The following is a 25420-nucleotide window of genomic DNA, read 5'->3' on the forward strand; positions in this document are numbered from 1 at the left end:
GAATGCCACAAGGATGCTGTCAACCAGGCCGAAGATCGGGCCGGTTTCGATCGGTCAGGAAATTCTGGCCACGCACATTTTCGTAAGCCAGGGCCGCGCGGCATACATCCTGATCCCGATATGTCTGGCCAACGATTTGAATGCCGGTGGGTACCTGACTTTGGCCGAAGCCCGACGGGGCGGAGACCACCGGACACCGGCAGAGCATGTTGAAAGGGAGGGTCAAAGCCCACCCGGTCAGCGGGTCGACACGCGCACCGTTGATGGTGATTTCGTCGGTCACACCATCGCCGTCGGCCGGAACCGAGGGTATACCCGTGGTGGGACAGACGAGCAGCCGGTGGCTGGCAAAGACCGCACTGAGCGCGCGGTACATGTCGTTCTCAACCTCGAACGATTGCAGGAACCTTTTGGCGGTACTGCCGCGGGAGCTCTTGAGATGGGCGATGGTGTAGGGCATCAGCAGGTCTGGGTCATGATCTGCGAATTGGGTCAGATAGGTGCCCATCAGATGGTTGAGATGCCCCATCGCGCCGTCCAGAATGTCGGCTGTCCAGGGCAGATCGACCTGCTCGACGATGGCCCCGGCGTCGCGGAACACCTCCAGCGCGGCCTCGGTGTTGCGGCGCACCTCGTCACTGACGGTATAGAACCCCAGATCGGGAGAATACGCGATTTTCCAGCCCTTGATGGATTGCACGTCGGTGGAAATGTGCAGTTTGGGCCGCAGCGAGACGATGTCGTCAGGGTGGGGGCCGCACATCGCGTTTTGCAGCAGCACCATATCCCTGGCCGTGCGTGCCATCGGACCGTCCACCGCATAGCCGTCAAGGTTGAAGGGCGAATCCGTCGGGTTGCGACCAAAGGTCGGCTTTAGTCCGTAAAGGCCACAGGCCGAGGATGGGACCCGGATCGACCCGCCGATATCGGAGCCGGTGCACAGCGCCGATGTGCCCGAGGCCAGCGACGCCCCGGACCCGCCAGAGGATCCGCCGGGAGACAGGCGCAGATTCCATGGATTGCGCGTCACGCCCCAGAGCTTGCTATTGGTGATTACGGTCCCCGAAAACTCGGGCGTCGCGGTGCGCGCATGCATGATGCCGCCTGCCCGCAGGACATGGTCATTCATCGGCGAGGTGGAGGTCGCAACATAGTCCTGCATCACGAGCGCGCCGTTTGAGGTGGGATATCCCGCCACATCGCCTTCGTCCTTGATGCCGATGGCAAGCCCGTCCAGCGGCCGGGTACGTTTGTCGGCGGCATAGCGGGCTTCGGCGCGTCGGGCCTTCTGCAGGGCCTCGTCGAAATGGGTATAGCTCAGTGCGTTGACCCTGGGCTCGACCGCGCCCGCGCGATCAATCATGGCCTGCATATGTTCGACCGGCGACAGGGTCTTGGCCCGGAACATCTCCAGCGCCCTGTATGCGGGCAAGTAGACCAGATCGGTATCAGACATGCGTCATTCCTTGCACGGTCATGTTTCGAAGGTGATGCGTCCGGCGCAGATGGTTACGGCAGGCATGGCATTGCCCAGTTGATCGGGAGGCATCGCATCGAGGTCGGACCCCATCACCACCACATCGGCCATCATGCCGGGGCGCAACCGGCCCTTGCGATCCTCGTTGAACTCGACCCAGGCATTGTCGCGGGTATAGGCGGCAAGCGCGTCGCGCAGCGTCAGCCGCTGATCCGGCCAGTAGTCCGGCAGTTCAATCCCGGCCACCGCGCCCTGGATGCTTGGCATTACGTCCACCGGAACCACCGGCCAATCGGTTGAAAAGACCAGTGCGGCGCCGGTGTCGCGGATTGTTCTCCAGGGGAAGGCGGTCTTGAATTGATGCGGATGCAGGAGGTCATTCGGCTCGTAAGGCGGGAAAAACCCGCCCCGTGGAGAATGCAGCGGTTGCATCGAGGCGACAACGCCAAGCTGTTTGAACCGGGGAATATCGTCGGGATGGATCGTCTCGACATGCTCGATGCGATGTCGGCTGTCGCGCGCGCCATTGGCCTTTTGCGCCGCCTCGTAGCCATCCAGCGTCTGGCGCACGGCCGCGTCGCCAATGGCATGCACGGCGATTTGCAGGCCCATGGCATCGGCGCGGATACACGCCTGCTTGAATTGCGCGTCCGAGAACAGCGGTTCGCTGCGGCTGTCGGTGCCCGGATAGGGCTCCAGCATGTAAGCGGTCCTGCTGTCCAGAACGCCGTCCTGGAACATCTTGACCCGGTTCGACCAAACCATGTCGCCCGTGTATCTCGCGCGCATCTCGGCTGCTTCGTCGATGCGTTCGACCGGGTCGGTATGTTTCAGATGCATGGGGATCTCCGTGCGACACAGAAGCGTGCCCTCGGCCTCCATCTCGGACAAAAGCTCAAGCTGGTAGAAATTGCCGTCCATGTTGTGCAGGCCAGTGATGCCGTGCCGGGCACAATGCTGGAACCCTTTGGCGATTGCGGCCTTGTCGATGGCGCGGGTCTGACGGTCCGGTGCGGGAACGGGATCCGCTCCGGTCAGCATACCGAGCATGTCCCGACCGCCGAACGTCGTCATCTTCAGGATCGGCTCAAAGGCGGCGGGCTCCAGCAGTTCGCCGGTCGCAAGCCCATCCGCGCCCATCACCACCTCCGAGCCGACGCCGCAATCGGCACCGTGCATCAGGCCCGCCATTTCCAGCGCTCTGGTATTGGCATAGACTGTATGGTGATCGGCGGTAGAGGCCGCAAAGGGCCGATCCGGAATGGCCGCGTCCAGATCGTGGCGGGTGATCGGCCGGTCCCCCATCAGCGCATAGTCGATCGAGCAGGCAAAGAGCAGCGTATCGTCGGGCCGTTCAGCCGCATAGGGACGCAGGGCAGCGGCCAGTTGCTGGGCGCCTTTGAGGCCATGCAGGTTCAGGAAATCCAGTTCGGCAGAGCCGCCGAACAAATGCACATGGCTGTCGATGAAGCCCGGTAAGACCGTGCCGCCCTGGGCGTCGATCACCCGTGCAGTCCCGGCCATGTCGCGGATGTCGGCGGTGCTGCCAACGGCAGTGATCATCCCATCTTCGATGGCCAGGGCCTCGGCGTCCGGGCCATCGAAGGTGATGACCCGCCCATTGAGAATGACAATATCAGGCATTTCTGTCTCCAGGGATCGGAGCGCCGGGTCCGACGCCCCGTCTGCGCATTCGCAGGGTTACTTTTGCAGTTCAGTCCAGATCCGGGTGTAGATCTGCTGCACCGCGGGCGGGCAGACCTCGGCCACATAGGCCGCGGCCTTAAGCTCGTCGGGGATGACCACTTCGGGGGCCGAGGACATCTCTTCGGGCATGTATGCCTGGGATCCGGCAATGCCGTTGGCATACCGCGCAAAGTTAGAGATCAGGGCGGCGTTTTCCGGGGCCATGATGAAATTCTGGAAGATCTTGGCATTCTCGGCGTTATTGGCCTCTTTCAGCACGACGACATTGTCCATCCAGACTGGATAGCCTTCCTGCGGGTAGCCGAAGACGATATCGGGGTTCTGCTCGCGCGACCGCAAAGAGGCACCGTTCCAGTTCACCCCGGCAGCCAGATCGCCCTTGGCATATTTCTCGATGGTTCCGTAGTCGATCGAGAGCCAATGCTGCTTGGCCTCGACCAGGGTATCGCGGACCTTCTTCAGGATCTCTCTGTCCCCGGTGCACTGTTCGCCGCCATGGAACTTGATCGCCAGGCTCATCACATCGGTCATTTCCGGGACGACATTGATCTTGCCGCGCAGCTCCTCCGGCGGGTCTAGAAAGATGCTCGATGTATGCGGGTTCCCGTCATAGACGGATGTATTGACCGTGACACCGACCGTGCCCCATTGCCATGGCACCGAGTATTTCCGGCCTGGATCAAAAGCGACATCCACCCATTGCGGGTCCATGTGCTTGAAGTTTTCCATGCTGTTGGGATTGGTCTCCAATAGCAGGCCTTCGCCAACCCAGATCGGGATGAAGGTGCCAGAGGGCACCACGATGTCAAAGCCGTGGCCGCCTGCCTTGACCTTGGCCAGGGCGGTGTCGTTGCTGTCGAAATCCGTGATCGTGACCTGGATTCCTGTCTCGCTCTCGAATTTCTCGATCAGTTCGGGGCTGGTATAGTTGCCCCAGTTGTAGATGTTGAGTTGACCTTCGGCCAGGGCCGGTGAAGCCAGGGCCGTTGCAAGGCCGATTGCAGTGACGAGGTTTTTCATTTTGGGTCTCCCTGATCTATTGTTTCTTGCTCTTTGACAGCAGGTAGAACGCGACAACCAGAGCAACGGATATCGCGAGCAGAACAGTTGAAATCGCATTGATTTCCGGGGTCACCACGCGGCGCAGCTGACCCAGCATATATGTGGGCAAGGTGTCCTGGCCGGCGGATTTCGCAAATTCGGTGATGATCACATTGTCCAGCGAGATCACGAATGCCAGCATAGCGCCGGCCAGGACACCGGGCCAAAGCTGCGGCAGCGTCACCATGCGAAACACCCGCCACGGCGTGCCGTAAAGATCCGCCGCCGCCTGTTCGAGGCTGAGATCCATTCCCTGCAACCGGGCACGGATCGGCATATAAGCAAAGGGAATGCAAAAGGCGGAATGGGCGATGATCAGATACCACAGCCCGGTATAGCCGGTCGCGACCTTGACCATGGCGAAGAAGATCAGCAGAGCGACCGCCGTGACGATTTCGGGGATCATCAGCGGCTGGTTGATCATCCCGAAGACAAGGGCCGAGCCGCGGAACGTGCCGGTGCGCGTGGTTGCCAGCGCCGCCATTACGGCCACGCTTGTTGCGACCAGGGATGCGCAGGTGGCGATGATCAGGGACAATACCGTGGCGTCCTGGACCTTCTCATTCTGCCAGGCAGAGACATACCACCGCCACGAGAACCCTTCCCAGATCGCGATGCTTTGTCCGGCGTTGAACGAAAAGACCACCAGAAGAATGATCGGCAGATAGAGCAGCACGAAACAGCACAGCGCCACGAAGGCAAACCCGGACTGTCGGCGGACATCGAAAGCGCGCGGCTTAGTCATGGCGCCCCTCCTGGGTTCCTGCGGAACGCACATAGACGAACAGCGCAACCATCACGATGGCCAGCAAGCTGATTGACAAGGCCGCACCCAAGGGCCAGTTCCGGCCCTGTCCGAACTGCAATTCGATCAGATTGCCGAGCATGAGCTGTTTCCCGCCGCCCAGAACGCGGGGGGTCACATAGGCACCCAGCGCGGGCACAAACACCAGGATCGAACCCGCCACGACACCGGGTTTGACCAAAGGAAAGATGACCTTGCGCAGGATACGCCAGCGCGAGGCATAAAGATCATAGCCCGCCTCGATCAGGGAGAAATCCATGCGCTCCATGCTGGCATAGATCGGAAGAACCATCAGCGGCAGATAGACATAAACCATGCCGAGGGTCACCGCGAATTCGGTAAAGAGCATCTGGATCGGCGCATCTATGATGCCCAGCTGGATCAGCCCGGTATTGATGACGCCTTCGTTGCGGATGATCTCCATGACGGCAAAGGTGCGGATCAGCAGGTTTGTCCAGAACGGCACCATGATTAGCAGCATCCACATGTCCCGCGTTTCGCGGGGGCGCGTGGCAATAAAATAGGCCGTCGGGAAACCGACAATGAAGGCAACCAGGGTTGTCACGAGCGAAAGCTTGACCGAGCGCCAGAAGATGGAGAGATGCGCATCCGCAAAAGACAGCGTGTCATCGAAGAAATCGCGTTCCACGACGACATTGAACCAGGCGTCGGTCGAAAACGTCCAAACGACCCCGCCATAGTCACCGGGTGTCAGGAAGGAATAGACCAGGACGATCAGCAGCGGGCCGGTCGCGGCAAAGAGCAGGATCACGAGTGCCGGAGTGAGGAGGAGCCAACGTCGACGGGCGGTTCGCACTCCGTTGGGCATCGGCTCAATCCCTCAGCACCTGGGCGACGCCCGGATTGAAGCTGATGCCGACCTGTTCGCCGACCTTGTGATCTTCGGCTGCATCAGGTTGGTTTTGCCGCCGGATGACAAAGGTCGACCCGTCTTGGGTCATCACGTGATAATGGGTATCGGTCCCGAAATAGACAATGTTCTTCAACAGACCATCGAGCAGCGCGCCCTGGGCTTCCAGGGTGGCGTGTTCGGGGCGCACGGCAATCGTCACAGGCCCCGAAACCGCCCCGTCAGGTGCGCTTCGCGCGGCGATCTGTCTGCCCGAAGGCAGCCGCACAAGGGCGGTATCACCTTCCAGCGACTGAATTTCGGCAGTGACGAAATTGGTATCGCCGATGAAGTCTGCCACGAACCGCTCGGCAGGATGATCATAGATGTCCTTGGGTCCGCCGACCTGCAGGATACGCCCCTTGTTCATCACCGCGATCCGGTCCGACATGGTCAGGGCTTCTTCCTGATCGTGGGTGACGAACACAAAGGTGATCCCGGTTTCGGATTGCAGGCGTTTGAGTTCGATCTGCATTTCCTTGCGCAGTTTGAAATCAAGCGCCGAAAGGGGTTCATCCAGAAGCAGAACTTCGGGCTTGGGCGCCAGAGCCCTGGCCAGCGCAACCCGCTGTTGCTGCCCGCCGGAAATCTGGCTGGTCATCCGGTCGGCCATCTCGGTCATCTGCACCAGCTCCAGCATCTCGCCGACAACCGATCTGATTTCGGATTTCGGACGGTCCAGCATCTCCAGCCCAAAGCCGATGTTTTCGGCAACGGTCATGTGCGGGAACAGCGCATAGTTCTGAAACACCGTGTTGACCGGGCGGGCATAGGGCGGCTTGGACAGAATGTCGTCGCCATGGATGGTCAAGCTGCCCGAAGACGGATCGACAAAACCGGCAATCGAGCGCAGCAAGGTCGTCTTGCCACATCCCGAAGGGCCAAGCAGCGTGAAGAATTCGTTCTCGCGGATTGTGATGTTTATGTCCGTGAGCGCCGTGAAGGCCGTCGCCCCACTGCCGAAGGTCTTGGACAAGGCAACGATGTTAATCATGCGGCGCGCGCCATCTGAGCTTTCTCCCCGCGGCATATGGACGGTTCGGCCTTGATTTGGCTCTTGCGCGATTCAATATGATCAAACTCTTTAGAGTCAACTTTAATATTGTAGCCAGCTCTAAAAATCCATAAAGTTAGCGCATGGCAGGACTGCGGGAAAGACAGAAGGAGCAGCGCCGCGAGGAGATGCTGAGCGCGGCGCTGTCGCTGTTTCGCAGCCGCGGTTACGAGTTTGTAAAGCTTGAGGAAATCGCCGAGGAGGCGGGGTTTTCGGCGGGCACGCTATATGGGTATTTCAAGACCAAGAAAGATCTGCTTTTGGCGGTTTTGGTCAAGGATTTCGAGTACGGGTTCTTTTGCGGCAAACAGACCCTTGATGGCCCCGCGACCGACGCAATCAGCGCGATCAATCAACTGACCAGGTGCCATTTTGCCCACAGGGAGGCCGGACCAACCTCGGAAATGTGGCGGTTCGCCGTGGCTGCTTTTCTTTCGCACCCAAAATCCGAGTTTTCCCGGCAATATGAAACCTGTTTGTTCCGAATCCACCGCCAATATGTCCGCCTAATCCGGAAATTGAAGGCGGACGGGCACCTTCCGCAATCTGTCTGCCCCGAAGAGATGGCGACCTTTCTGGACAGCACGGCAAATATGGGGTTCCTGGAGTACATCCGCAAAGAGTCAGCGTGCGAAGCGGAATTCGAAGCCCAACAACAGCGACTGAACCACCGCATCGTCGACTGGGCACGCAAAAGCGCGCCCCAACCCGGTTCAAGCAATCTCGGCAACCTTGAAGTGGACCCCAGCTGAGAGCGGCTTGGATGGTCATGCGCCCTGAGGGGCGGGTGAGCGCGTGCCAGGATCAAATGCAACCGCCGACAGAGCCCCCTTATGCGGCAGGTCCTCAGCCAAGCGGCATCAGACCCCCGCAGATCGCGCCCATGCACCACCCGAACCAACGCGGATCTCACGCGGGACACGACATCTGCTAAAGGACACTCTTCAAATGCTGGATCGTGTACGGCTTTTTCAGGATCGCAACACGAGGAAACCGCGCCACGAGATCCCCGCCGGAGCCATAGCCCGTCGCCAACACGACGTGCAGACCATCCCGGAGGCACTTCTCGACCACCGGGTAGGAAAACTCATCGCCGAGATTGACGTCGATGAGCGCAAAGCCGATCTCATTCCGCTCCAGAATGGCCATCGCGTCGGCCACGTTGCTGGCGGTGTGGACATGGCTGGCGCCAAGGGACACAAGCATATCGGTCGCGTCAAGCGCGATGATCATGTTGTCTTCCAGGATCAGCGCATTGCCCGAGAGGCGCGCATCGCCAGTCGCCTGGCGGAGGATCTGCGCCTTTGGCGCACCGGCGGGTTTGGCCCGGCGCACATGCTTGGCAGGAAGGACAAAATCCGCCTCCAGACCCGTTTCGGGATAGCGCAGGTCAGCCTCGCCGGTCAACTCGAACGGAATTGACCGCTCGATGATGGTTGTACCGAACCCTTTGCGCGTTGGCTTTTTGACCGGCGGTCCGTCCTGTTCGCGCCATTGCAACACCGCCGCTCCGTCATCTCTCTGGTCAATGTCGATTGTGACCGATCCTGACGCGCCGCTCAAAGACCCATATTTGGCGGAGTTTGTCACAAGCTCATGGATCACCAGCGCCAGCGTGGTGAACGCATTTGGGGTCAGATCCAAGGAGCGCCCTGTGACCCGTACACGATCGGCCTTGGCCGACAGGAAGGCCTTCACCTCGACGTCGATCATGGACCCCAGCGATGTCCAGTCCCACTCGGCGTCGGTCAACTGGTCATGCGCGCGCGCAAGCGCATGGATGCGCGCATCCAGAACCGATCGATAGGCGTCGATCGTGGTGGCGTCATCCTGGCCTTGCGAAACAAGCCCGCGGATCAGGTTCAGGATGTTGCGCACACGGTGGTTCAGCTCTGCGATCAGCACCTCTTGGTGATCCTGGGCGCGCTTGCGGGCCGCATTGCTTTCATCCGCGAGCTTGAGAACCACCTCAAGCAGCGTCACGCGCAACGCATCGGCCGCGCGGCGCTCACTGTCCTTCCAGGGCGCGGAGTGGTCGCGCACGATCTCTTGCCAGGCAGCAAAGCTTTTGCGTGGGGTCAGACGGGCATTGCCGACGCTCTTTTCAGCCGGTTTTTCGGGATTGCCGGCCCAGGTGACGGATTGCGCAAGCTCAGACCTGAACAGAACCAGGTAATCGCGCGGGGTTCGAGAGACAGGCAGGGCCAGAAGGCCCGCCACCGGCTGCGACAAGCCCGCGGCCTGGGGATAACGCGACACCAGGTGATCGGTGGCGTAGATCTCTGCGGGCGGGGCCGTGTTCAGAAAGCGCGACAGCTCCCGGAACTCGTCATGGGTCGGTGCGGCACCCGTCGCCTTGTAGCGTCCGTTCGACAGGATAGCGGCCCCATCGAAAGGGATGACGGCCGCGATTTCATCCGTGAAGGCATCGAAAACCTTGAAGAGGTCCTGGCCATCCGACAGCTGCGCCATGAGCCGGTCATGCAGGTCGCGCGCCCGGTCCACATCCGCCAGTTCCTTGTGCATCTCCAGCTGCGCCAACTCATAGTTAAAAAGCTGCGCAAAAAGCTCGATGGTGCTGCGTCTTTCGTAATCGACATGGCGGGGGGCGCGGTGATGACAGGAAAAGAGGCCCCAAAGCTTGCCATTGCGCAGGATCGACACCGACATGGATGCGGCAACGCCCATATTGCGCAGATAGTCCAGGTGGATCGGCGACACTGCGCGGGTGACGGCCATCGACAGGTCCAAGGGGTCGCCATGCGGGTCAAATTCGGGATGAATGGCATGGGTTGGCCCGTCAACATCCGCGATGATGCGCAGAACGTTGCGGGTATAGAGCGCGCGCGCCTGTTTCGGGATGTCGCTTGCCGGGTAGCGCAGGCCAAGATAAGGCTCCATGCCCGGCTCAAGCGTTTCGGCAATCACCGTGCCGCTTTCATCTTCGGCAAATCTGTAGACCATGACCCGGTCAAAGCCCGACAGGACCTTCAGCCCGCGCGCCGCTTCCTTGGCCATCGCGTCCAACGTGTCATGCCTTTGAACGCGGGCGATCAAGGCCTGGACATTGTCGGCGTCGTCCATGTGCCGGCTCTTGACCGTTCGAGGTTCGAATTCGAACACGATGTTGCGCGCGCCATTGTGCATGAAGACGTCGAAATGCCGGTCATCTCCGAAGACGGGATAGGAAAAGACACGTGCCGCCCCCTGTTGCAAGGACAGCACCTGCATCCGGGACCGGAGATGGTGTATGGTTTCCTCAGGCAGAATATCGACGATCCGGGTGCCGATCAGGGCGTCGGGGTTCAGGCCCAAGACCGTGCTGCAATTGTGCGATACATGTGTCACCATCCAATCCAGCGACATCGCGATAAGGCATCCGTAATCCTGAACTCTGCCGAGGATATGAATCGGTTCGCGGTCGCAATCCGTCAGGTCGACATGTGCGTTTTCGGAACGGAGGTTCTGGTCAGGGGTCTCAGACATGAGCGTACAGACGTGGTTCCGGGTCCTGGGATGCGCAATGGTCGTAGAACTGAAAGATATGGTTTGCGTCGCAGACGATGCGGTCGGCGGCGAGACCCTCCGCCGGAAGACGCGCTGCCTGCGCACAGAAGGTCTGCCAGACCTCGATATAGCTTGGCGCCGAGAAATAGGCGCTTGCGCGCCGCACCTGCATGTCCCGCGCCCCAAGCCACCGCTTGCCAAGCAGGGCAGATCCCAGGCGAGAGCCCGCGATCACGTAATCCAATGCCAATGACATGGGCGCAACGGGCAGATCCCGTGTCGACACGCTTGCATCGCAACCCAAAACCGTGAGGTCGGCACCGGCCCGGGCATGCAGGTCGTCCATCATGTCTTGGCTGAGATCGCGGCGCGCATAGGGCCTCAACGCGCCCAGGGCCCGCCGCTGCATGCCCAAAAAGGCCGCAAGACCGTGACGGTCCACAAGATCCCATCCCGACACGCGGGTGTCGAGACGGTAATGGGCCGACGCCGTCTGCGCGCGCAGCCGCGCGCGCAGGGTCATCGTTGGATCTTGTACCAATGCTTGTATCTCGGAATGAATGATGGATCGGATGTTTGGTACGGTTTACATCGCTCCACCATTGCAGTCATTAATCTATGACATAGAGAGCCACAAAAAAGACTCCGGCGCAGCACCGGCCAGAAGCGGCCCTCATCAGCCCGTCGATCAGACAGAAGACACTTTTTTCAATGGCTTGGCGACTTTCTCCGATGTCACCGACACAGCGGCGCGATCGTTCAGCGGATCATGCGGGTTTGGTTGGGAACCTCCGTCCGGTTCGCGCGTTGCCAGCCCATGAACGCATCCGACGCACAACTCGACCCGATCACGAGCATATGGTTCGACGTGGTGCTCACCAGGGGCGAGGCCTTTCCGGCGGCCCTGCCGCGCGTGACCTTCGCGCTCATCGCCGCGATGCTGATATGGCTGGCCCGCGCTCTGATCCGACGGCTTGGCCAAAGGTTCGGGTTTCGCCGGAACCTGATTGACGTCTTGCTGCTGGTGGCAGGCGTGGCCGGGTGGATCTTGGCAGGGTTGATGGCGATCCCTATTGTGTTTCCACCGGTGACGCCGTCCAATGCCCTGGTAACGCTTGGGCTCGGCTCGGTCGCCGTTGGATTCGCGTTCAAGGATGTTTTCGAGAATTTCCTGGCCGGCATCCTGATCCTGATCCGCGAGCCCTTCGAGATCGGCGATCATATTGATTGCGAGGACGTGGAGGGGCATGTGGAGCAGATCACCATCCGAGACACACATATCCGCCAGACAGACGGGCAGCTCGTGGTCACGCCCAATGCGCATCTCATTCACAGTCCTGTCCGCGTGGGCACGAACCGCGAGGTCCGGCGCGCGGGAATCATCGGTGGCGTTGCCTATGGTGAAGATGTGGACGCAGCCCGCGACGTGATCGCTGGTGCCGTGCGCGGGGTGGACAGCGTCCGTGACGATGTGCGCGACATTCAGGTGTTCGCCCATGCCTTTGGCGCGTCCTCGACTGATTTCGAGATCACCCGGTGGACCGGGTCCCGCCCGGTCGACATCCGCGCCAGCCGCGACCAGGGTGTCGCCGCAAAAAAGCCCGCGCTGGATGAGCCGGAGATCGAAATTCCATTCCCGTACCGGACCCTTACCATGAACGACCCCATCGAGGTGCAGCCCGTGCCCGCCAAGGACGATGCCGCGTGATCACATCCCGCCGCTTTGCTGACGGCGCCGACGCGCTGCGCGTCCGCGCCCGGCCTTCGGTGGTGGCGCTGACCCTTGCCAAACACGCACCGATTTCCGCCATTCTCTATGGCCCCCCCGCGATCTGGGCCGGGGTCACCGGAGAATGGGCTTTGATGACGGCGCTGACCGTCCCTGCGGTTTTGGGGCTTTTGGTTTTTGCGCTGGTCCTGCGCCATCCCCTGCCGGGCGACCTGCGTCAGATAGAGGCGATGGTCAGCGTCGCGCTGGTGTTTCTTCTGGGCGCGCTCGGCGCGGCTCCGGCCTTTGCGACGCTCGGACTGCCTGCGATCGACGCCGCCTTCGAGGCGATGAGCGGGATCACCACAACGGGTCTGAGCGTCGCCGCCGCCCCCGATAACTGGCCCTTTGCCGCGCATGGCCTGAGGGCCTGGCTGCAATGGGTGGGCGGGCTGGTGATGGCAACGGCGGTTCTGGCACTGCTTCTGCCTGCTGGCGTGCCAACCCGCCGTCTGGGCCAGGCCGGTATCAACGAGGGCGACCGCATCGCCTCGACCCGCACCAAGGCGCGGCAATTGCTGGGCGTCTATCTGGGCCTGACCGTGCTGATGACAGGCGCGGCGCTGCTGGTCATTCCCGATTGGCGCGAAGCGCTGGTGCTGACCCTGTCGGGTCTTTCCACCGGCGGCTTTGCCCCCCGCTCGGATTCGCTGGCCTCCTATACCGCGTTGGCTCAGACCGTGATCATGGCGTCTGCGCTGCTTGGCGCCGTGTCACTTCTGAGCTTTGTCCTGATCCTTCAGGGCAAATGGCAGAGCGCCTGGCACATTGGCTCGCTTCGGCGGGTGGGGCTTGGGGTTGCCGTCCTGGGTGTGGCGGCCGCCGCCCTGACGCTCCTCGATGGCGCGACAGAGCGAAGCGACAGCTATGGTGTGTTCCTCGATTTGGTCTCGGCCCTCACGACGGCGGGGTATTCGACCGGCGCGATGCCCACGACGGGCGCTCTGTTGATGCTGTTTTTCGTAGCCATGCTTATGGGTGGCGATACCGGCTCGACCGCGGGCGGCTTCAAGCTTGCCCGCCTGGGCCTGCTTCTTCGGGCGGCCCGACATGCGCTTCGGGCCCCCGCGCTGCCGAAAAACGCTGTGGCACCGCTGCGACAGGACGGAGAAAAGGTGGGAGAAAAGCTTATCATCAGCGTTCTGGCACTGGTTCTGATCTATGCCACGGCGATGATCCTGCTGTGTATCCACTTTGGCCTGCATGGGTATCCCTTCACCGAATCGGTCTTCGAGACGATCTCGGCGCTTTCCACAGTGGGTCTGTCGGTTGGAATTGTCGGGCCCGATTTGCCCGCCGATCTGAAACTGTCGCTGACGTTTGCCATGTGGCTCGGGCGGCTGGAGTTCATCGCGGTGCTGGTGCTGCTGGCGCCGCGCACCTGGTTGAAAGGAGCCTAAGACCCCATGCGTGTCACGATACTTGGCGCATCGCGCTTTGGCGCGGCCATTGCCGAACATCTGATCGAAGACGATCACGAGGTGATCCTGATCGACAAGGACCGCGACCGGCTTGACCGTCTTTCCGAGCGGCTCGATTGCGGGATGATCGAGGGCGACGGCACCATGCCGACCACCCTGCGCGAGGCCTATCGGGACGAGGCGGATGTGTTTATCGCCGTCACCAACGCCTCGGATGACAACATCCTGGCCTCCTTGGTTGCGCGCTCGGTTGGATTTGGTCGGGTGATCCCGCAGATCACAGCGGCCGAGCTGATGGATGTCTGCCATGAGCTGGAGCTGGACGACGTGATCAACCCCCACGCGACTGTGGCAGAGAGCATCTGTGCGGGGCTGGAGGACAAGACCCCGCTTGATCAGGAGACGGTATTGCACAATGAGTTGGCCCTGAAGCGTGTCACCGTGCCCGACCGGCTGGACGGGCAGGCCCTTTCGGAGATCGACACGCCCGAAACCGCCCGTGCCATCGCGCTGATCGTGGGGGAAAAAGAGCGCTTTGCCGACATAGACACAAAGGTCAGCGCCGGAGACTGCGTCCTGTTCGCCGTTGACCGCGACGCCCTCAAGCCGCTTGCAAGGGCCTTTGCCGATTGACGCCTATTCCGTCACGGCGCGGCCAAGCTCCTCCGCGTGCAGCCCGATCCGGTGCATGTCGCGGTCAGTCTCCTTGCGTCCGATGGTTTGGGACACGGCGGCGTTCGCGTCCGCTAACAGACCGATGGCAAGCGATGCGATCACCATGGTGACAGGATAGATGAAGCCAACGGCAGCCAGCGGATCGCCCCGTCCACACCGGGCCGTCGGCCGGATCTTTCCGCGCCATCCTCGGCCCCTTTGCATCCTGCCAAAAAAGGGCGATTGTATACTTGACAAACCCACGTGAGATTCCTATCTAAAACTCATAGAGTCAAAGGAGTCCACCATGTCTGTTCTGTCCGCCAAATACATGCACGATGAAGCCGCTGCGTTCGCGCACGTTGAAGCGATGCTGTGGGCCGATGGACCGGTTTGCCCTCATTGCGGTGTCGTGGAGCGCGCCTACAAGCTGGAAGGCGTCCGCACCAAGCCCAGCAAGAAGAACCCCGAAGGCAAAGAGCGTCACGGCCTGTGGAAGTGCCGCGACTGTCGTGGTCAATTCACTGTCCGCAAAGGCACGATCTTCGAAGAAAGCCACCTTCCCCTGCACCTGTGGCTGCAAGCCATTCACCTGATGGTATCCAGCAAGAAAGGTATCAGCAGCCACCAGCTACACCGCGTTCTGGGCATCACTTACAAGAGCGCATGGTTCCTGACCCACCGCATCCGCGATTGAATGCGTGACGGTGCGCTTGCCCCGTTCGGCAGCAATGGCGGCGCAGTTGAGGTTGACGAGACGTTCATCGGCAAGGAGCCGGGCGTCACGAAGGCAAAGAACGCCCGTGGCGGCTCTCACAAGATGAAGATGCTGACACTGGTGGATCGCGACACCAAGCGCGCCAAGAGCATTGTTGTGGACGACCTCAAGAAGTCCACGCTGATCCCGATCCTGCAAGAGAACATCGCTAAGGAAGCCTTCATCCTGACCGATGAGGCCCGCCAATATCAAGGTATCGGCGCTGGCCGCGTGTTTGACGCCCATGATTGGGTCAATCACGGCAAAGAGGAATACGTGCGCCGCGAGAACCCAGAGGTTCACACCAACACTGTTGAAGGCTTCTACAGCATCTTTAAGCGAGGCATGAAGGGCGTGTATCAGCACTGTGGCAAGCAACACCTGCACCGCTATGCGGCTGAGTTTGACTTCCGGTACAATAATCGCATTGCTAACGGCATTGAAGATTCAGAGCGTGGCGAGATTGCACTTAAAGGCGCCGTCGGTAAGCGCCTGACTTATCGGCGGACTGACGAAGCGCTAAGCTGCGGCGTTCCGAACTGAACCGATCAGGGCTCGGAATATCATTTCAGCGGCTTCCATCGTGGCAGCCTTAGCCAGTATCTCAAAGCCAGCGTCTGGTCGTGCCTTCAGTGATGAGCAAACAAAGTACCCGTCAGGCCCACCCATACCTTGGCCCATGGCCTCGCGGTACATCTTTTGCGATAGTGGGGTAACGAACACAATCTGCTCTCCCATTTCGCCTTCCATGTAAAGGTCTTCCATCATGTTGGACACCAGCGAAAACTACCGCATTCACCCTGAGCCCAGAATATCTGCCAACCAATTGTCAGAGTATGCACTCGCCTCTCCTTCTCGACGTCAGGCGATACTGCGCAATGCAAAATACGCCCCAACTTTTTTGGTAGTACGATACAGCGAAGCTCGCTCGTCTGTCTGCGACTATCTTCTCAACGGAACGCGACCTGTTGCAATGTTGCATAAAGCCGAAGCGGAACTCAAGGCAGTAGCCGCGTCACTGGGGTCGAAGTTCAAGGAAAACGACGCGCTCCTGTCCGCTGAGGCAATCGCCTCATTTGCTGCGTTTTCATCTGACCCGAAACAAATGCCCAAAGCGTTTTCCAAGCTGACCTTTGCGCCGCTGGTTGGGTATATGCCAAAACTACCGCTATCCGGTGTCGAGGTGTCTGTTCAGATTGATCTGGTGAGCAAAAACGTGGCGAAAGACACCTGCGGGGGGGTGTTGCTGCAAACATCTAAGACTATCTCCGCCAAGAGTTGGCGAGATGAGCATTCGCTATATGCTACATCGCTCATTTGGATGGCATCGGCCCAGCACCTTAAGGGGCATGGTGAGGTTGACCGAAACCTCTGCTATGCGATTGATCTGTTTGGCAAAAGAGCTATCAAGGCGCCAGCGTCCTACAAGACACGCGTCAAGAACCTTGAGGCCGCTTGCGGTGAGATTGCTGCGATGTGGGACAGTATAGAACCCCCCGCTGACCTATGACCAAGACGGACGACTGCCTACGCGTTATTGGCGATATTGCCATTCGCTGGTCTGAGGTTGAGAGCAACCTTAAAGAACTACTTTGGCTTTATGTCGGGACAGATCGGCCAACATTTGACCTTTTGTTCGGGAGATCAAATGGGGATCACATCGAAAAAATGCTACGGCGAGTAGTAACGGCAAAGGAGGTTGATGACATCGCCAGAAAAGATGCCTTAGAAGCGCTGACTCGATGCAAGGTTATCCGAGACAATCGCAACACCATTCTACACAAAATGCGTTCCGACCACATAGAGGATGCTGCTAGCCTCTTCCCCAAATTAGTTGCGACACAAGAGAGCTTGACGGCATACTCCGAGGCTCTGAGCACATGTATGGCCAAACTATCGCTGTTCGTTGCCCGTCGGGAGGCGCTAGAAACTCCCGATGGCTTTGATGAAGCCCCGGATGCGGACGAAAGAGTACCAACTTATGAGCCGATCAGGTGGCCACCAAAAAGCGACAGAATTGAAATTGAGGACACTCAATGACCAAAGATAAACAACAACTAGACCGCTTCAAAGAAGCCGCCCGCGAACTAGAGGCGGACGACGACGAAGAACGGTTTATCGAGAAGCTAGGCAAGCTGGTGAAGCAAAAGCCGGATGAGAAGAAGGACAACTAACCCCAAGTAGCGGGCTTGTTAGCCACTTCTTCGATGCGGCGCTCTAGCTTTGCGATGCGCTCCGCCGCTTCATCTGGCGTCTGTGCGCTTGTCTTGGTTTGGAACTCAGCAATACGAGTATCTTTGATGCTCAGCAACTCTTTCACCGCATCTAAACGTTGCCTGTAAAGAATCCATACAACACCCCATATAATAATCCCGAGAACGATGACCGTAACGGGCGCGGCGCTAATCACGCCCCACTCCTTTTGAATGTATGCAATGGCTGATTCCATCAGTCATGGTAAGATCGCCCCTTCGGGTTTGTCAAATATACAATCGCCCAAAAAAGGGCCTCGCCCCGGTATGTGTCAGGGGCGCGGCCTGGTCTGCGTGTCCGGTCGGTCAGATCTTGGCAAGAATGTCGTCCACGGTTGCGCGGATCTGTTCTTTGGTCTTGCCGGTCTTCTGCTGAAGTTTGCCTTCAAGCTGCTCGCGATCGCCTTTGGCTTCTTCGATTTCATCGTCGCTCAGCTCACCATAGGTTTCGCGCAGCTTACCTTTGATCTCTGTCCATTTGCCTTCGATTTGGTCGCGGTTCATATCGTCGCTCCTTTTGATGGAATTTGGGGGAAGGGTCGTTCTTGTCGTCCGGCGTATGGACCGCGCGTTGCGGCGCGGTTGTTACACGTGTTTCCTGTCTTCTGAGATAGAAACGCGCGGCAGCGCGAATTGTTCCACCCGATCTTGCAGCTTTAGACCAGCGATCGGCGCGCCCAGATTACGCGCAAGGCGCGCGGCGCCGAGCGCCATGACGGGGGCCATCGGTCAGCTTTTCCAGCGGGTACTCGACCGGGTCGGGCCCGATGCTCACCAACAGCTCGGCCGAGGCAATGGCACCATCCACATGATCGGAGACCGGCACGCCGAAAGCCCCCAAATGGGTGGACGCGTCGGGCGCAACGCAGCCTTTGGCCATGAAGGCAGCGCCTTGTTCATGGCGGCACAGAACGACATCTATGCAAGACGCGGTGAGCGCATCCATCAGCGCGTTGGTTCCTTCGCCCTGCAAGGCGAAGACCGTCCCGATCCCGCCTTTAGGCAGCGGATGACCAGCGCGGCCCTGTTTCCCACAGGTTCAGATTGCCCCCATGGCCGTGACCGCATCGGCCACTTTGCGGAACCCTGCGATATTGGCGCCGCGCACATAGTCGATCCGATTTCCCTCCCGCCCATTATCGGCCACGCGGGCATGAATCGCGCGCATGATATCCTTTAGTTTTCTGTCCACATCTTCGGCGGGCGCGAATTGGCGGTGGCTGTTTTGGCTCATCTCAAGGCCCGAGACAGCGACGCCGCCTGCATTGGCGGCCTTGCCTGGCGCGTGCAGGATTGCCGCCGCCATGATCTTGTCCTGCGCATCTGCGGTCAGGGGCATATTGGCGCCCTCGGCCACGATCCGCGCGCCACCATCGACCAGCTCTTGCACCATCGCGGCACTCAACTCGTTCTGCGTGGCGCAGGGGAGGGCGATGTCGGGCTCCAACGACCAGGGCGTCTTGCCCTCCACAAAGCGAAGGGCTTTGGACGGTGGATCTGCGATATCGCCTCCGGCCGCTTTTTGGGACCGCACCCAGGCGATTGTGTCCTGGTCGAGACCGTCCCGGGCCCAAAGCGTTCCGCTGGTATCGGACAGGCTGATCACCTTGGCGCCGCGCGCCAGCGCCTTTTCCGCAGCGTGAGTAGCCACGTTGCCTTTCCCGGAAATCGCGACGCGTTTGCCGGTGAGATCGTCGTTCAGATCGCCAAGCATCGCTTCGACAAAATAGACCAGCCCATAGCCCGTGGCCTGGGTCCGGATGGCCGAGCCGCCAAATGACGGGCCTTTTCCGGTCAGCGCGCCGGTGAACTCGAGCGCATGTGCCTTATAGGCGGCAAACAGCCAGCCGATCTCGCGCGTGCCGACGTTGATATCGCCTGCGGGAATGTCACGATCCGGGCCGATATGCGGGGCCAGCTGACGCATGAATGCCTGGCAGAACCGCATGATCTCTGCGTCCGAGCGACCCTTTGGATCGAAATCGGACCCGCCCTTGCCGCCGCCGAGGGGCAGTCCCGTCAGGGCGTTCTTGAAAACCTGTTCAAACCCCAGGAATTTCAGCATAGAGGGCGACACCGTCGGATGAAATCGCAACCCCCCTTTGTAGGGGCCGATGGCATTGGAGAACTGCACGCGCCACCCGCGATTCACCTGGACCTGGCCCGCGTCATCTTGCCAGACGACGCGAAAGCCAATGATCCGGTCCGGGACGGTCAGACGCTCCAGCACCTTGGCGGCGGTGTAGTCGCCATGGGCTTTTTCGATTGTGATCGTATCGCGCACGACATGACGGACGGCCTGGTGAAACTCGGTCTCGCCGGGGGCCGTCTTTTCCAACCGGTCCATGAAGTCTTTCAGCAGTGCATCGCGCGACATCTTCGTCCCTTTTGTCGGTCGGCGCCCCGGGCCACGGGGCGACGGTAGACCCTGCAAGAGGGCCGACCGTCCTTGTGTGACAGATTAGGGTGTCTGGTTAGGGCGTCTTGCCGCGCAAGGCGCGCGCCACCATCGCGACGACAAACAGCACGAGAAAGATGAAGAACAGGATTTGCGCGATCCCGGCAGAGGCACTTGCGATCCCGCCAAAACCAAACACAGCCGCGACCAACGCGACGATCAAGAATGTGATAGCCCAGCCAAGCATGGGGTTTCTCCTTTGTTGGTTACAATATGTTAACGGCTGATGGGCAGGTTCGGTTCCATGCCGATCCGCGAAAAAGGATCAAAACCGGGCAATTGTGCACAGAGCGACGCGGCATGCCGTCGGCTGGTCCATCGAACCGAGGGGCTTGCGACATCGCGGGGGCGCCATATCGCCGCTCTCATCGGGATATACATGTCGCGGGGGAGAGAGGTGGCACGGGCGCAGGCGGCGGACGTCGTGTCGGCAGCCTTGCCCAAGCGCGGTGCGTCGATCTGAAACCGCGCGACCGGGGCAAAGACGGAACGGCAGGCCGTCGAGACGGTGGCAGAAATGATCTGTTGCTTGGCTCGGGGTGCGGCGGGGACCCGGAGATCATGAGGCCGAGGACAGCGGGAATCAGCGGTCGGCCTGACTGGTGGAGACAGTCGGCACCGGCGGACCGTCGGACGGCTCGGTGGTCCAGATCGCAACCGCCAGCGCACCGGCGAATGTCAGCGAAATGGCAAGCGCCATTGCCCAAAGCGGGGGGCCGTGGCGGCGTGCTTGCTTGTCGAGGTTGGTGTCGGGTGCGGACATGTCCATCTCCTTTTTCCATAGACACAACGCGCGACCGACCGGAATGGTTCCACGGGCGGGCCTGCCGGTCAGGGATGGGTGTCCGCCTCGGTCTCTTCGACTTCGGCCTTGACCTGCCCCCAGGCCAACAGGGTGAATACCGCAGTGCCCCCGACGACATTCCCGGCCAAAACGGGAAGAAAGAAATCCAAGGCCGCCGAACCAAGCCCGAGATCTCCCTGGAGCAGCAGGAACCACATCTCGACCGACCCGGCAATGATATGCGTGAAGTCCCCTGCCGCGATCAGCCATGTGAACAACACAATCAAAAGCACCTCATTGCCGTTTTGGCCCGGCATCATCCAAACGATCGATGCAACGAGAATACCAGCCGGGATGGCGCGCAAAAACGCCTCGGACGGTGGGAAACCGGTCGCGTGGGCAGACAGATCGGCGATCACTCCAATCAGGTCAGGTTCAAAGGCACCACTGAAGGCCATGAATGCCGCCGCGACGGCAGCGCCGAAGATGTTGGCGGTCAGCACGATCCCCCAGAGCCGCATCACAGAAAGAAAGCACCGCGTCGAGCGCTCTGCCACCAGCGGCAGGACGGTCGTGATCGTATTTTCCGTAAAAAGCTGCATACGGCCGAGGATGACCAGCAAAAACCCAAAGCTGTAGCCCAGGTTTTCAACAAGATAGCGCCATGGCGCGTCGGGTAAATAGGTGCGCAAGATGGCTTCGCCAAGGACCGAAAAGGAGATCAGGATGCCAGCCGCGACCCCCGACCAGATGAGGGAGTTGGCTGGGCGCTCCAACTCCTCCTCACCATCGCGGCGAATGACCTCATAGATCAGTTTCGAGTTCAGCCGCGTGGCTTCGTGCACCGCTTGTCGTTCGTTCATGACATCCCTTTCCCGGTATCCATAAACGCTCCTCCGACAGAATTGTTCCCAAAGGTCAGGGCCGCCCGGCCCGAAAGCTGCGAAAAAAGGTCGGAACCAATTCTCGCGTCGTCGGTTGTTCCGGGTATGAGGGATTATTGTCAAATCCGGCTCGCGGAACGCGCAGATCGTTACCGACACGGTGCGCCGACCGCGCCCGGGGCGGCCATTTTCCCGCGCCGCTCGGCCGTTCGATGTCATCGCGCACCGATGCGATCGATCCACCGTGCAGAATCGGCACGTTTGACTGATCGACAGCGGGGCCGCGATGACCCTTCGGAGAAATGGCTCTGTTAACGGCAGTGCTGATCCAAACTTCTTATCATCAGGAGCCCATCCATGATCTTTCGTATCGCACTTCTCATGTCCGTCCTCGGCCTTGCCGCCTGTGAAACCGTCGAGGGTTTCGGCCAAGACGTCCAAAGCGGCGGCCAGGCCATCTCGGACGCCGCGAACGAGATCCAAGACGATCTCTGAGGCGCCCACATCCTAGACAAGCGGGAGCGCGGTCACGGCGTCCTGCAGTCAGACATACTCAAAACAAGGAGACCCCCAATGAGTGAGGCACTTAACGTTGTCCCCAAAGTCGAACCCATCGCGACCGGTGTGCGCGATCCCGAAGCCATCGCCGATGGCCTTGCCGATGTGCTGGCAGACACTTATCGGCTGATCTTCAAGACCCACGCGTATCACTGGAACGTCACGGGTCCGACTTTCTATTCCGTCCACAAACTGACCGAAGAGCAATACGAGAACATGTTCACCGCCGCTGATGAACTGGCGGAACGGATCCGCGCACTGGGCCAACTGGCGCCAACGCGCATGGACGACATCATGGCCAGGTCACGGATCGAGGATCTGGAGGTGACCCCCTCCGCCGGTGAGATGATCGAAGACCTGGCCTCCGATCATCAGAATCTGGCCCATCTCCTCCATGCGTTGGTCGAACTGGTCGAGGCGCGCAAGGACCCGGTAACCGAAGATCTCGCGACGGAACGGTCTGCCTTCCACGAGGAAGCTGCATGGATGTTGCGGGCCATCGCCGCCTGCTGAGAGCGACCGATGTAACGAAAAACCCCGGTCGACCGGATAGCGCGTTGCGGGACTTCGGGATTTGCAGGGCTCCTCCGATGGTTCGGTGGAGCCCTGCCTGCCGACGCCCAATGATCCAAGGTCAGATATCAGGCCGGGATACGGTGTCTGTTCCGCAGGGCGGGGCCTGGATCGGGCGGCTGCCCGGATCATCGGCAATCTCGGTCTGCTTGTCCCGGGAAAACCAATTGCGACCCTCTTGTCAGCGGACCGGGTCGGAGGCACCGTTGCTTCCCAGATCGTATCATCTGCCCGGGACGATGGCTGGCAACAGCCGGGTCCAACTGGACAAAGGGGGATTGGCGAAAGCGCACTCCTTCCCGAGTTTCGGAAAGGGTTGATCGAAACGGCGGACCCTCACAATCCCGCTTGAAACCGCCAGAGCGGATTCGGTAGGTGCCGCGGATTTGTCCGTGGACACCAGGTTCGCGCATAGCGGTTGCGCCACGGCGGTCTTCATCGAACGAACGATCAGACGAACCTCAAGAGCCTTTCGGGCGACGTGGTCTTGCAAAAGTACCCCATCGCGATCTGATCCGTTCGATATCCGCCGAAGGTTCGGTCTGGCCCAGCCTCTTCGCGCCCCGCAACATTATGTGCGGCACGGCGCCATCGCGGCGGCGGCCGGTCCCGCCCTGGCGCGTTTCTGGCCCGGCATCGCTTTTTCCTGGCGTGTCTGGCGCCCTGGTCCGGCAAAAAAAAAGGAGCCCGGCTGTGCGGGCTCCTTCGGGGGATATCTTAACCTACGGGGCGTCGATCAAGCGATCCTAGCTGTTCCAGGTTGGAAGCGCCTCAAGCTCTTCTTTCGTCATCGGCACGGACACCCGCAGCGTGTCGTCTTCGCTGCGCGTGATATCGAGCTTGTCGAGCGACAGCTCAACCGGCTTTTCGCCCAGTCCCAGAAAGCCGCCCACATCCACGATCGCAGCGTCAATGGTGCCGTCTTCGGACAGGTTCAGCTGGCTCACCTCACCGATCCATTCGCCCTCGGCATCGTAGACACGCGTGCCGGTCAGATCCTCGGCCGTCAGCTGACTCAAATCAGCATCCGGCAGACGTTTTGCGTGCATGTCGCGGTCGGCGGCGGCGCCCTGCGCATAGGTCGAGCCAGACGAGCTGTCGGAGCGCGCGGCCATATCAAACCCTTCATATGCAGGCGCATCTTTCAGATCAGCCATCGAGGCCGGGATCACAAGAAAGACATCACCGGCCTCTTCGGTTTCGCTGTTGGAAACGAACCGGATCTGACCCATGTTCATGGCGACCTGCCGCTCGCCGATGCCCAGGAAGCCACCAATATCGACCAGAACGGCGCTGATCTCACCGTCGCGCGTGATTATCAGGTCGTTGATCTCACCCACGTTGTCCCAATTGGCCTGCATGCCAGCCACTTCGTCGATGTCCCAGGTGGTTTCTTCGACGGGCTCGGCGGCATAGACGTTCATGCCGATAAAGTCGGACGCGTGCAGATCCGTCTCGGCGCCCATACGCGGGAACAACGGTTGATCCATGCTGGACTGTGCCTGGGCCATACCCGCCAGGGCCATGGTTGCGGTCAAGGCGGTTGTCATCATAAGCGGTTTCATTGCTACCTCCAGGTTTTGTGAAACGAAAGGCATCTGCCTTCTGCCTGTCAACGTGCGAGGATCGTGTTTGTTCCAATAAACTTTTGATTTTAAATGAAAAATGCCCGCCGGAGATCGTCTCGGCGGGCAGTCTGGAACAGTGTCACCGGCGGTCGGGCAGGACGAGGGAGAGCCCACCGGACACGCGACAGAGCGACCCAGCATCGCCCTGTTGCCCCTTCAACTCCTGAGACCGTATTCGGTTCCGAAAAGACTGCCGCGGACCTTTGTTCAAAGCCCTTGCCGACCGCTGTGCCTTTCGGCCCCCGCAAGCGCCCGCTGAGACTTGGCACTTGGTTTGAGAATTGTGGCGCCGGTTTATCCTTGGGATTCTGGCCATGACCGAACCTCTGCCGGACGAGATTGACGACGCCCTCTGGGATGAAGCCTGTCGCCGAGCAGCTGCGATCCGTCAGGTCCTGATGCGCGGTTTTGGCCAGTCTACTGCAGCAGCTGTTGCCGATCTTGCTTTCGAACCGGAGCTCAGTCAGGCGTCTGCCTGCCGCCTATTGAAGAGGTTTCGCGCTGACGGGACCGTCCTGTCACGGGTAGCGACAATGCGCGGACGCCGCACCGGCCATCGCGCTCTGGATACGCGGCGAGAGGACATCCTCCAAAGGGCAAACCGCAAATAGTGTCTGAAGCCAAGCCGTCCGTCGGTCTCGCAGCTTGTGCGAGACATTCAAACGGATGGCAGCGTGGCGGGGCTGAAGCCGCCGCATCGGCGGACGATCGAAACGCGTCTTGCCGACCTCGACCTGCGCCTCGTTGCACAGCGCCGGGGCGAGCAGGAGACGGTATAGGCCTTGACGCCAGTTCCGGGGAGATTGCACACCTCCCGACCGCTTGAGATCGTGCAAATCGATCACACAAAGGCCGACATTTTTGTCGTCGATGAAGAAACCCGGAACCCTATCGGACGGCGCTGGCTGACCTTGGCCATGGATGTCTTCAGCCGCATGGTGACGGGGTTTCACCTGACGATGGAGGCGCCATCCCGGATTTCGACGAGCCTGTGCTTACTGCATTCGGTTTATGACAAGACTACCTGGCTAAAGGCGCGCGAGATCGATGAACCCTGGCCTGTCGCCGGCCTTCCCGACAGGGCTCACGTGGACAATGGCGCAGATTTCCGGAGCCCCCCCT

General features: G+C 60.2%; 26 protein-coding genes and 2 pseudogenes. 11 read left to right on the forward strand and 17 right to left on the reverse strand.

The window, feature by feature from the left end:
- Positions 1 to 19: 19 nt before the first annotated feature.
- From HEP69_RS16545 to HEP69_RS16570, 6 genes are read right to left on the reverse strand one after another with little or no spacing between them, the layout of a single operon-like run.
- A complete protein-coding gene (locus HEP69_RS16545; protein WP_290559631.1) occupies positions 20 to 1456 on the reverse strand; it encodes an amidase in 1437 nt (478 codons plus the stop codon).
- Positions 1457 to 1474: 18 nt separating this feature from the next.
- Positions 1475 to 3121: an amidohydrolase gene (locus tag HEP69_RS16550; RefSeq protein WP_290559632.1), complete on the reverse strand. Its 1647-nt coding sequence runs from the start codon at positions 3119 to 3121 to the stop codon at positions 1475 to 1477.
- A 57-nt stretch (positions 3122 to 3178) separates the two neighbouring features.
- A complete protein-coding gene (locus HEP69_RS16555) occupies positions 3179 to 4204 on the reverse strand; it encodes an extracellular solute-binding protein (protein WP_290559633.1) in 1026 nt (341 codons plus the stop codon).
- Positions 4205 to 4220: 16 nt separating this feature from the next.
- Entirely contained in the window at positions 4221 to 5030 is an 810-nt protein-coding gene (locus tag HEP69_RS16560; protein ID WP_290559634.1) for an ABC transporter permease, read from the reverse strand.
- Positions 5023 to 5919 carry an ABC transporter permease gene (locus HEP69_RS16565; RefSeq protein ID WP_290559635.1) on the reverse strand — a complete coding sequence of 299 codons (897 nt, stop codon included), beginning with the start codon at positions 5917 to 5919 and terminating at the stop codon, positions 5023 to 5025. The genes HEP69_RS16560 and HEP69_RS16565 overlap by 8 nt, the downstream gene beginning before the upstream one ends.
- 4 nt (positions 5920 to 5923) lie before the next feature.
- Entirely contained in the window at positions 5924 to 6994 is a 1071-nt protein-coding gene (locus HEP69_RS16570) for an ABC transporter ATP-binding protein (protein WP_290559636.1), read from the reverse strand.
- 143 nt (positions 6995 to 7137) lie between these two features.
- Between HEP69_RS16570 and HEP69_RS16575 the strand changes: the two genes are divergently transcribed.
- Positions 7138 to 7806 (forward strand): TetR/AcrR family transcriptional regulator, encoded by a 669-nt coding sequence (locus HEP69_RS16575; protein WP_290559637.1) that lies wholly within the window; start codon positions 7138 to 7140, stop codon positions 7804 to 7806.
- A gap of 178 nt (positions 7807 to 7984) precedes the next feature.
- Here the strand turns inward: HEP69_RS16575 and HEP69_RS16580 are convergent, their stop codons facing one another.
- Together HEP69_RS16580 and HEP69_RS16585 are read right to left on the reverse strand one after the other, a co-directional pair.
- Positions 7985 to 10540: an HWE histidine kinase domain-containing protein gene (locus HEP69_RS16580; RefSeq protein ID WP_290559638.1), complete on the reverse strand. Its 2556-nt coding sequence runs from the start codon at positions 10538 to 10540 to the stop codon at positions 7985 to 7987.
- Complete coding sequence (locus tag HEP69_RS16585; protein ID WP_290559639.1) at positions 10533 to 11084, reverse strand: biliverdin-producing heme oxygenase; 552 nt, start codon at positions 11082 to 11084, stop codon at positions 10533 to 10535. Before HEP69_RS16585 ends, HEP69_RS16580 begins: the two co-directional genes overlap by 8 nt.
- A gap of 294 nt (positions 11085 to 11378) precedes the next feature.
- On the opposite strand from HEP69_RS16585, the gene HEP69_RS16590 reads away from it, so the two are divergent.
- From HEP69_RS16590 to HEP69_RS16600, 3 genes are read left to right on the forward strand one after another with little or no spacing between them, the layout of a single operon-like run.
- The gene (locus HEP69_RS16590; protein ID WP_290559640.1) at positions 11379 to 12269 is read left to right on the forward strand and encodes a mechanosensitive ion channel domain-containing protein; all 891 of its coding nucleotides are present in this window, start codon (positions 11379 to 11381) and stop codon (positions 12267 to 12269) included.
- Complete coding sequence (locus tag HEP69_RS16595; RefSeq protein ID WP_290559641.1) at positions 12266 to 13729, forward strand: potassium transporter TrkG; 1464 nt, start codon at positions 12266 to 12268, stop codon at positions 13727 to 13729. The genes HEP69_RS16590 and HEP69_RS16595 overlap by 4 nt, the downstream gene beginning before the upstream one ends.
- 6 nt (positions 13730 to 13735) lie before the next feature.
- The gene (locus HEP69_RS16600; RefSeq protein WP_290559642.1) at positions 13736 to 14383 is read left to right on the forward strand and encodes an NAD-binding protein; all 648 of its coding nucleotides are present in this window, start codon (positions 13736 to 13738) and stop codon (positions 14381 to 14383) included.
- 3 nt (positions 14384 to 14386) lie between these two features.
- Here HEP69_RS16600 and HEP69_RS16605 read toward each other — a convergent pair whose 3' ends face one another.
- Complete coding sequence (locus HEP69_RS16605) at positions 14387 to 14629, reverse strand: hypothetical protein (RefSeq protein WP_290559643.1); 243 nt, start codon at positions 14627 to 14629, stop codon at positions 14387 to 14389.
- 82 nt (positions 14630 to 14711) lie between these two features.
- Here HEP69_RS16605 and HEP69_RS16610 point away from each other — a divergent pair.
- The 4 genes and pseudogenes from HEP69_RS16610 to HEP69_RS16625 all read left to right on the forward strand — a co-directional run bounded on the left by HEP69_RS16610 (position 14712) and on the right by HEP69_RS16625 (position 17335).
- Positions 14712 to 15704: pseudogene (locus tag HEP69_RS16610) on the forward strand (IS1595 family transposase).
- Between the two features lie 223 nt (positions 15705 to 15927).
- Positions 15928 to 16671: a hypothetical protein gene (locus tag HEP69_RS16615; RefSeq protein ID WP_290559644.1), complete on the forward strand. Its 744-nt coding sequence runs from the start codon at positions 15928 to 15930 to the stop codon at positions 16669 to 16671.
- On the forward strand, positions 16668 to 17201 hold the full coding sequence (locus HEP69_RS16620) for a hypothetical protein (protein WP_290559645.1): 534 nt from the start codon (positions 16668 to 16670) through the stop codon (positions 17199 to 17201). Before HEP69_RS16615 ends, HEP69_RS16620 begins: the two co-directional genes overlap by 4 nt.
- Positions 17198 to 17335, forward strand: a complete 138-nt coding sequence (locus HEP69_RS16625) for a hypothetical protein (protein WP_290559646.1) — start codon at positions 17198 to 17200, stop codon at positions 17333 to 17335. The genes HEP69_RS16620 and HEP69_RS16625 overlap by 4 nt, the downstream gene beginning before the upstream one ends.
- On the opposite strand, the gene HEP69_RS16630 is transcribed toward HEP69_RS16625, so the two are convergent.
- The 7 genes from HEP69_RS16630 to HEP69_RS16660 form a co-directional block, all read right to left on the reverse strand.
- The gene (locus HEP69_RS16630; protein WP_290559647.1) at positions 17332 to 17571 is read right to left on the reverse strand and encodes a hypothetical protein; all 240 of its coding nucleotides are present in this window, start codon (positions 17569 to 17571) and stop codon (positions 17332 to 17334) included. The two genes, HEP69_RS16625 and HEP69_RS16630, sit on opposite strands and share 4 nt — an antisense overlap.
- A gap of 148 nt (positions 17572 to 17719) precedes the next feature.
- The gene (locus HEP69_RS16635) at positions 17720 to 17917 is read right to left on the reverse strand and encodes a CsbD family protein (RefSeq protein WP_290559648.1); all 198 of its coding nucleotides are present in this window, start codon (positions 17915 to 17917) and stop codon (positions 17720 to 17722) included.
- Positions 17918 to 18095: 178 nt separating this feature from the next.
- Positions 18096 to 18419 (reverse strand): thiamine pyrophosphate-binding protein, encoded by a 324-nt coding sequence (locus tag HEP69_RS16640; protein WP_366111543.1) that lies wholly within the window; start codon positions 18417 to 18419, stop codon positions 18096 to 18098.
- A 33-nt stretch (positions 18420 to 18452) separates the two neighbouring features.
- On the reverse strand, positions 18453 to 19790 hold the full coding sequence (gdhA, locus tag HEP69_RS16645) for an NADP-specific glutamate dehydrogenase (RefSeq protein WP_290559649.1): 1338 nt from the start codon (positions 19788 to 19790) through the stop codon (positions 18453 to 18455).
- Positions 19791 to 19887: 97 nt separating this feature from the next.
- Positions 19888 to 20058 carry a DUF1328 domain-containing protein gene (locus tag HEP69_RS16650; protein ID WP_290559650.1) on the reverse strand — a complete coding sequence of 57 codons (171 nt, stop codon included), beginning with the start codon at positions 20056 to 20058 and terminating at the stop codon, positions 19888 to 19890.
- A gap of 396 nt (positions 20059 to 20454) precedes the next feature.
- A complete protein-coding gene (locus tag HEP69_RS16655; protein WP_290559651.1) occupies positions 20455 to 20634 on the reverse strand; it encodes a hypothetical protein in 180 nt (59 codons plus the stop codon).
- A gap of 68 nt (positions 20635 to 20702) precedes the next feature.
- Positions 20703 to 21518, reverse strand: a complete 816-nt coding sequence (locus HEP69_RS16660; RefSeq protein ID WP_290559652.1) for a formate/nitrite transporter family protein — start codon at positions 21516 to 21518, stop codon at positions 20703 to 20705.
- Between the two features lie 402 nt (positions 21519 to 21920).
- Between HEP69_RS16660 and HEP69_RS16665 the strand changes: the two genes are divergently transcribed.
- Both HEP69_RS16665 and HEP69_RS16670 read left to right on the forward strand, forming a co-directional pair.
- A complete protein-coding gene (locus HEP69_RS16665) occupies positions 21921 to 22034 on the forward strand; it encodes an entericidin A/B family lipoprotein (RefSeq protein ID WP_290559659.1) in 114 nt (37 codons plus the stop codon).
- 78 nt (positions 22035 to 22112) lie between these two features.
- Complete coding sequence (locus tag HEP69_RS16670) at positions 22113 to 22610, forward strand: DNA starvation/stationary phase protection protein (protein ID WP_290559653.1); 498 nt, start codon at positions 22113 to 22115, stop codon at positions 22608 to 22610.
- Between the two features lie 806 nt (positions 22611 to 23416).
- On the opposite strand, the gene HEP69_RS16675 is transcribed toward HEP69_RS16670, so the two are convergent.
- A complete protein-coding gene (locus HEP69_RS16675; protein ID WP_290559654.1) occupies positions 23417 to 24235 on the reverse strand; it encodes a PRC-barrel domain-containing protein in 819 nt (272 codons plus the stop codon).
- Between the two features lie 866 nt (positions 24236 to 25101).
- Between HEP69_RS16675 and HEP69_RS16680 the strand changes: the two are divergent.
- Positions 25102 to 25420, forward strand: a pseudogene (locus tag HEP69_RS16680) (DDE-type integrase/transposase/recombinase); the annotation flags it as partial.

This window comes from Aestuariivita sp. (genome assembly GCF_021404545.1).
GTDB lineage: Bacteria > Pseudomonadota > Alphaproteobacteria > Rhodobacterales > Rhodobacteraceae > Aestuariivita.

Excerpts from the sequence above, each read along its gene's own strand:
- HEP69_RS16545 (WP_290559631.1), bottom strand. The coding sequence starts at position 1,456 with ATGTCTGATACCGATCTGGTCTACTTGCCCGCATACAGGGCGCTGGAG.
- HEP69_RS16550 (WP_290559632.1), bottom strand. The coding sequence starts at position 3,121 with ATGCCTGATATTGTCATTCTCAATGGGCGGGTCATCACCTTCGATGGC.
- HEP69_RS16555 (WP_290559633.1), bottom strand. The coding sequence starts at position 4,204 with ATGAAAAACCTCGTCACTGCAATCGGCCTTGCAACGGCCCTGGCTTCA.
- HEP69_RS16560 (WP_290559634.1), bottom strand. The coding sequence starts at position 5,030 with ATGACTAAGCCGCGCGCTTTCGATGTCCGCCGACAGTCCGGGTTTGCC.
- HEP69_RS16565 (WP_290559635.1), bottom strand. The coding sequence starts at position 5,919 with ATGCCCAACGGAGTGCGAACCGCCCGTCGACGTTGGCTCCTCCTCACT.
- HEP69_RS16570 (WP_290559636.1), bottom strand. The coding sequence starts at position 6,994 with ATGATTAACATCGTTGCCTTGTCCAAGACCTTCGGCAGTGGGGCGACG.
- HEP69_RS16575 (WP_290559637.1), top strand. The coding sequence starts at position 7,138 with ATGGCAGGACTGCGGGAAAGACAGAAGGAGCAGCGCCGCGAGGAGATG.
- HEP69_RS16580 (WP_290559638.1), bottom strand. The coding sequence starts at position 10,540 with ATGTCTGAGACCCCTGACCAGAACCTCCGTTCCGAAAACGCACATGTC.
- HEP69_RS16585 (WP_290559639.1), bottom strand. The coding sequence starts at position 11,084 with ATGACCCTGCGCGCGCGGCTGCGCGCGCAGACGGCGTCGGCCCATTAC.
- HEP69_RS16590 (WP_290559640.1), top strand. The coding sequence starts at position 11,379 with ATGAACGCATCCGACGCACAACTCGACCCGATCACGAGCATATGGTTC.
- HEP69_RS16600 (WP_290559642.1), top strand. The coding sequence starts at position 13,736 with ATGCGTGTCACGATACTTGGCGCATCGCGCTTTGGCGCGGCCATTGCC.
- HEP69_RS16605 (WP_290559643.1), bottom strand. The coding sequence starts at position 14,629 with ATGCAAAGGGGCCGAGGATGGCGCGGAAAGATCCGGCCGACGGCCCGG.
- HEP69_RS16615 (WP_290559644.1), top strand. The coding sequence starts at position 15,928 with ATGTTGGACACCAGCGAAAACTACCGCATTCACCCTGAGCCCAGAATA.
- HEP69_RS16620 (WP_290559645.1), top strand. The coding sequence starts at position 16,668 with ATGACCAAGACGGACGACTGCCTACGCGTTATTGGCGATATTGCCATT.
- HEP69_RS16625 (WP_290559646.1), top strand. The coding sequence starts at position 17,198 with ATGACCAAAGATAAACAACAACTAGACCGCTTCAAAGAAGCCGCCCGC.
- HEP69_RS16635 (WP_290559648.1), bottom strand. The coding sequence starts at position 17,917 with ATGAACCGCGACCAAATCGAAGGCAAATGGACAGAGATCAAAGGTAAG.
- gdhA (WP_290559649.1), bottom strand. The coding sequence starts at position 19,790 with ATGTCGCGCGATGCACTGCTGAAAGACTTCATGGACCGGTTGGAAAAG.
- HEP69_RS16650 (WP_290559650.1), bottom strand. The coding sequence starts at position 20,058 with ATGCTTGGCTGGGCTATCACATTCTTGATCGTCGCGTTGGTCGCGGCT.
- HEP69_RS16655 (WP_290559651.1), bottom strand. The coding sequence starts at position 20,634 with ATGTCCGCACCCGACACCAACCTCGACAAGCAAGCACGCCGCCACGGC.
- HEP69_RS16660 (WP_290559652.1), bottom strand. The coding sequence starts at position 21,518 with ATGAACGAACGACAAGCGGTGCACGAAGCCACGCGGCTGAACTCGAAA.
- HEP69_RS16665 (WP_290559659.1), top strand. The coding sequence starts at position 21,921 with ATGTCCGTCCTCGGCCTTGCCGCCTGTGAAACCGTCGAGGGTTTCGGC.
- HEP69_RS16670 (WP_290559653.1), top strand. The coding sequence starts at position 22,113 with ATGAGTGAGGCACTTAACGTTGTCCCCAAAGTCGAACCCATCGCGACC.
- HEP69_RS16675 (WP_290559654.1), bottom strand. The coding sequence starts at position 24,235 with ATGAAACCGCTTATGATGACAACCGCCTTGACCGCAACCATGGCCCTG.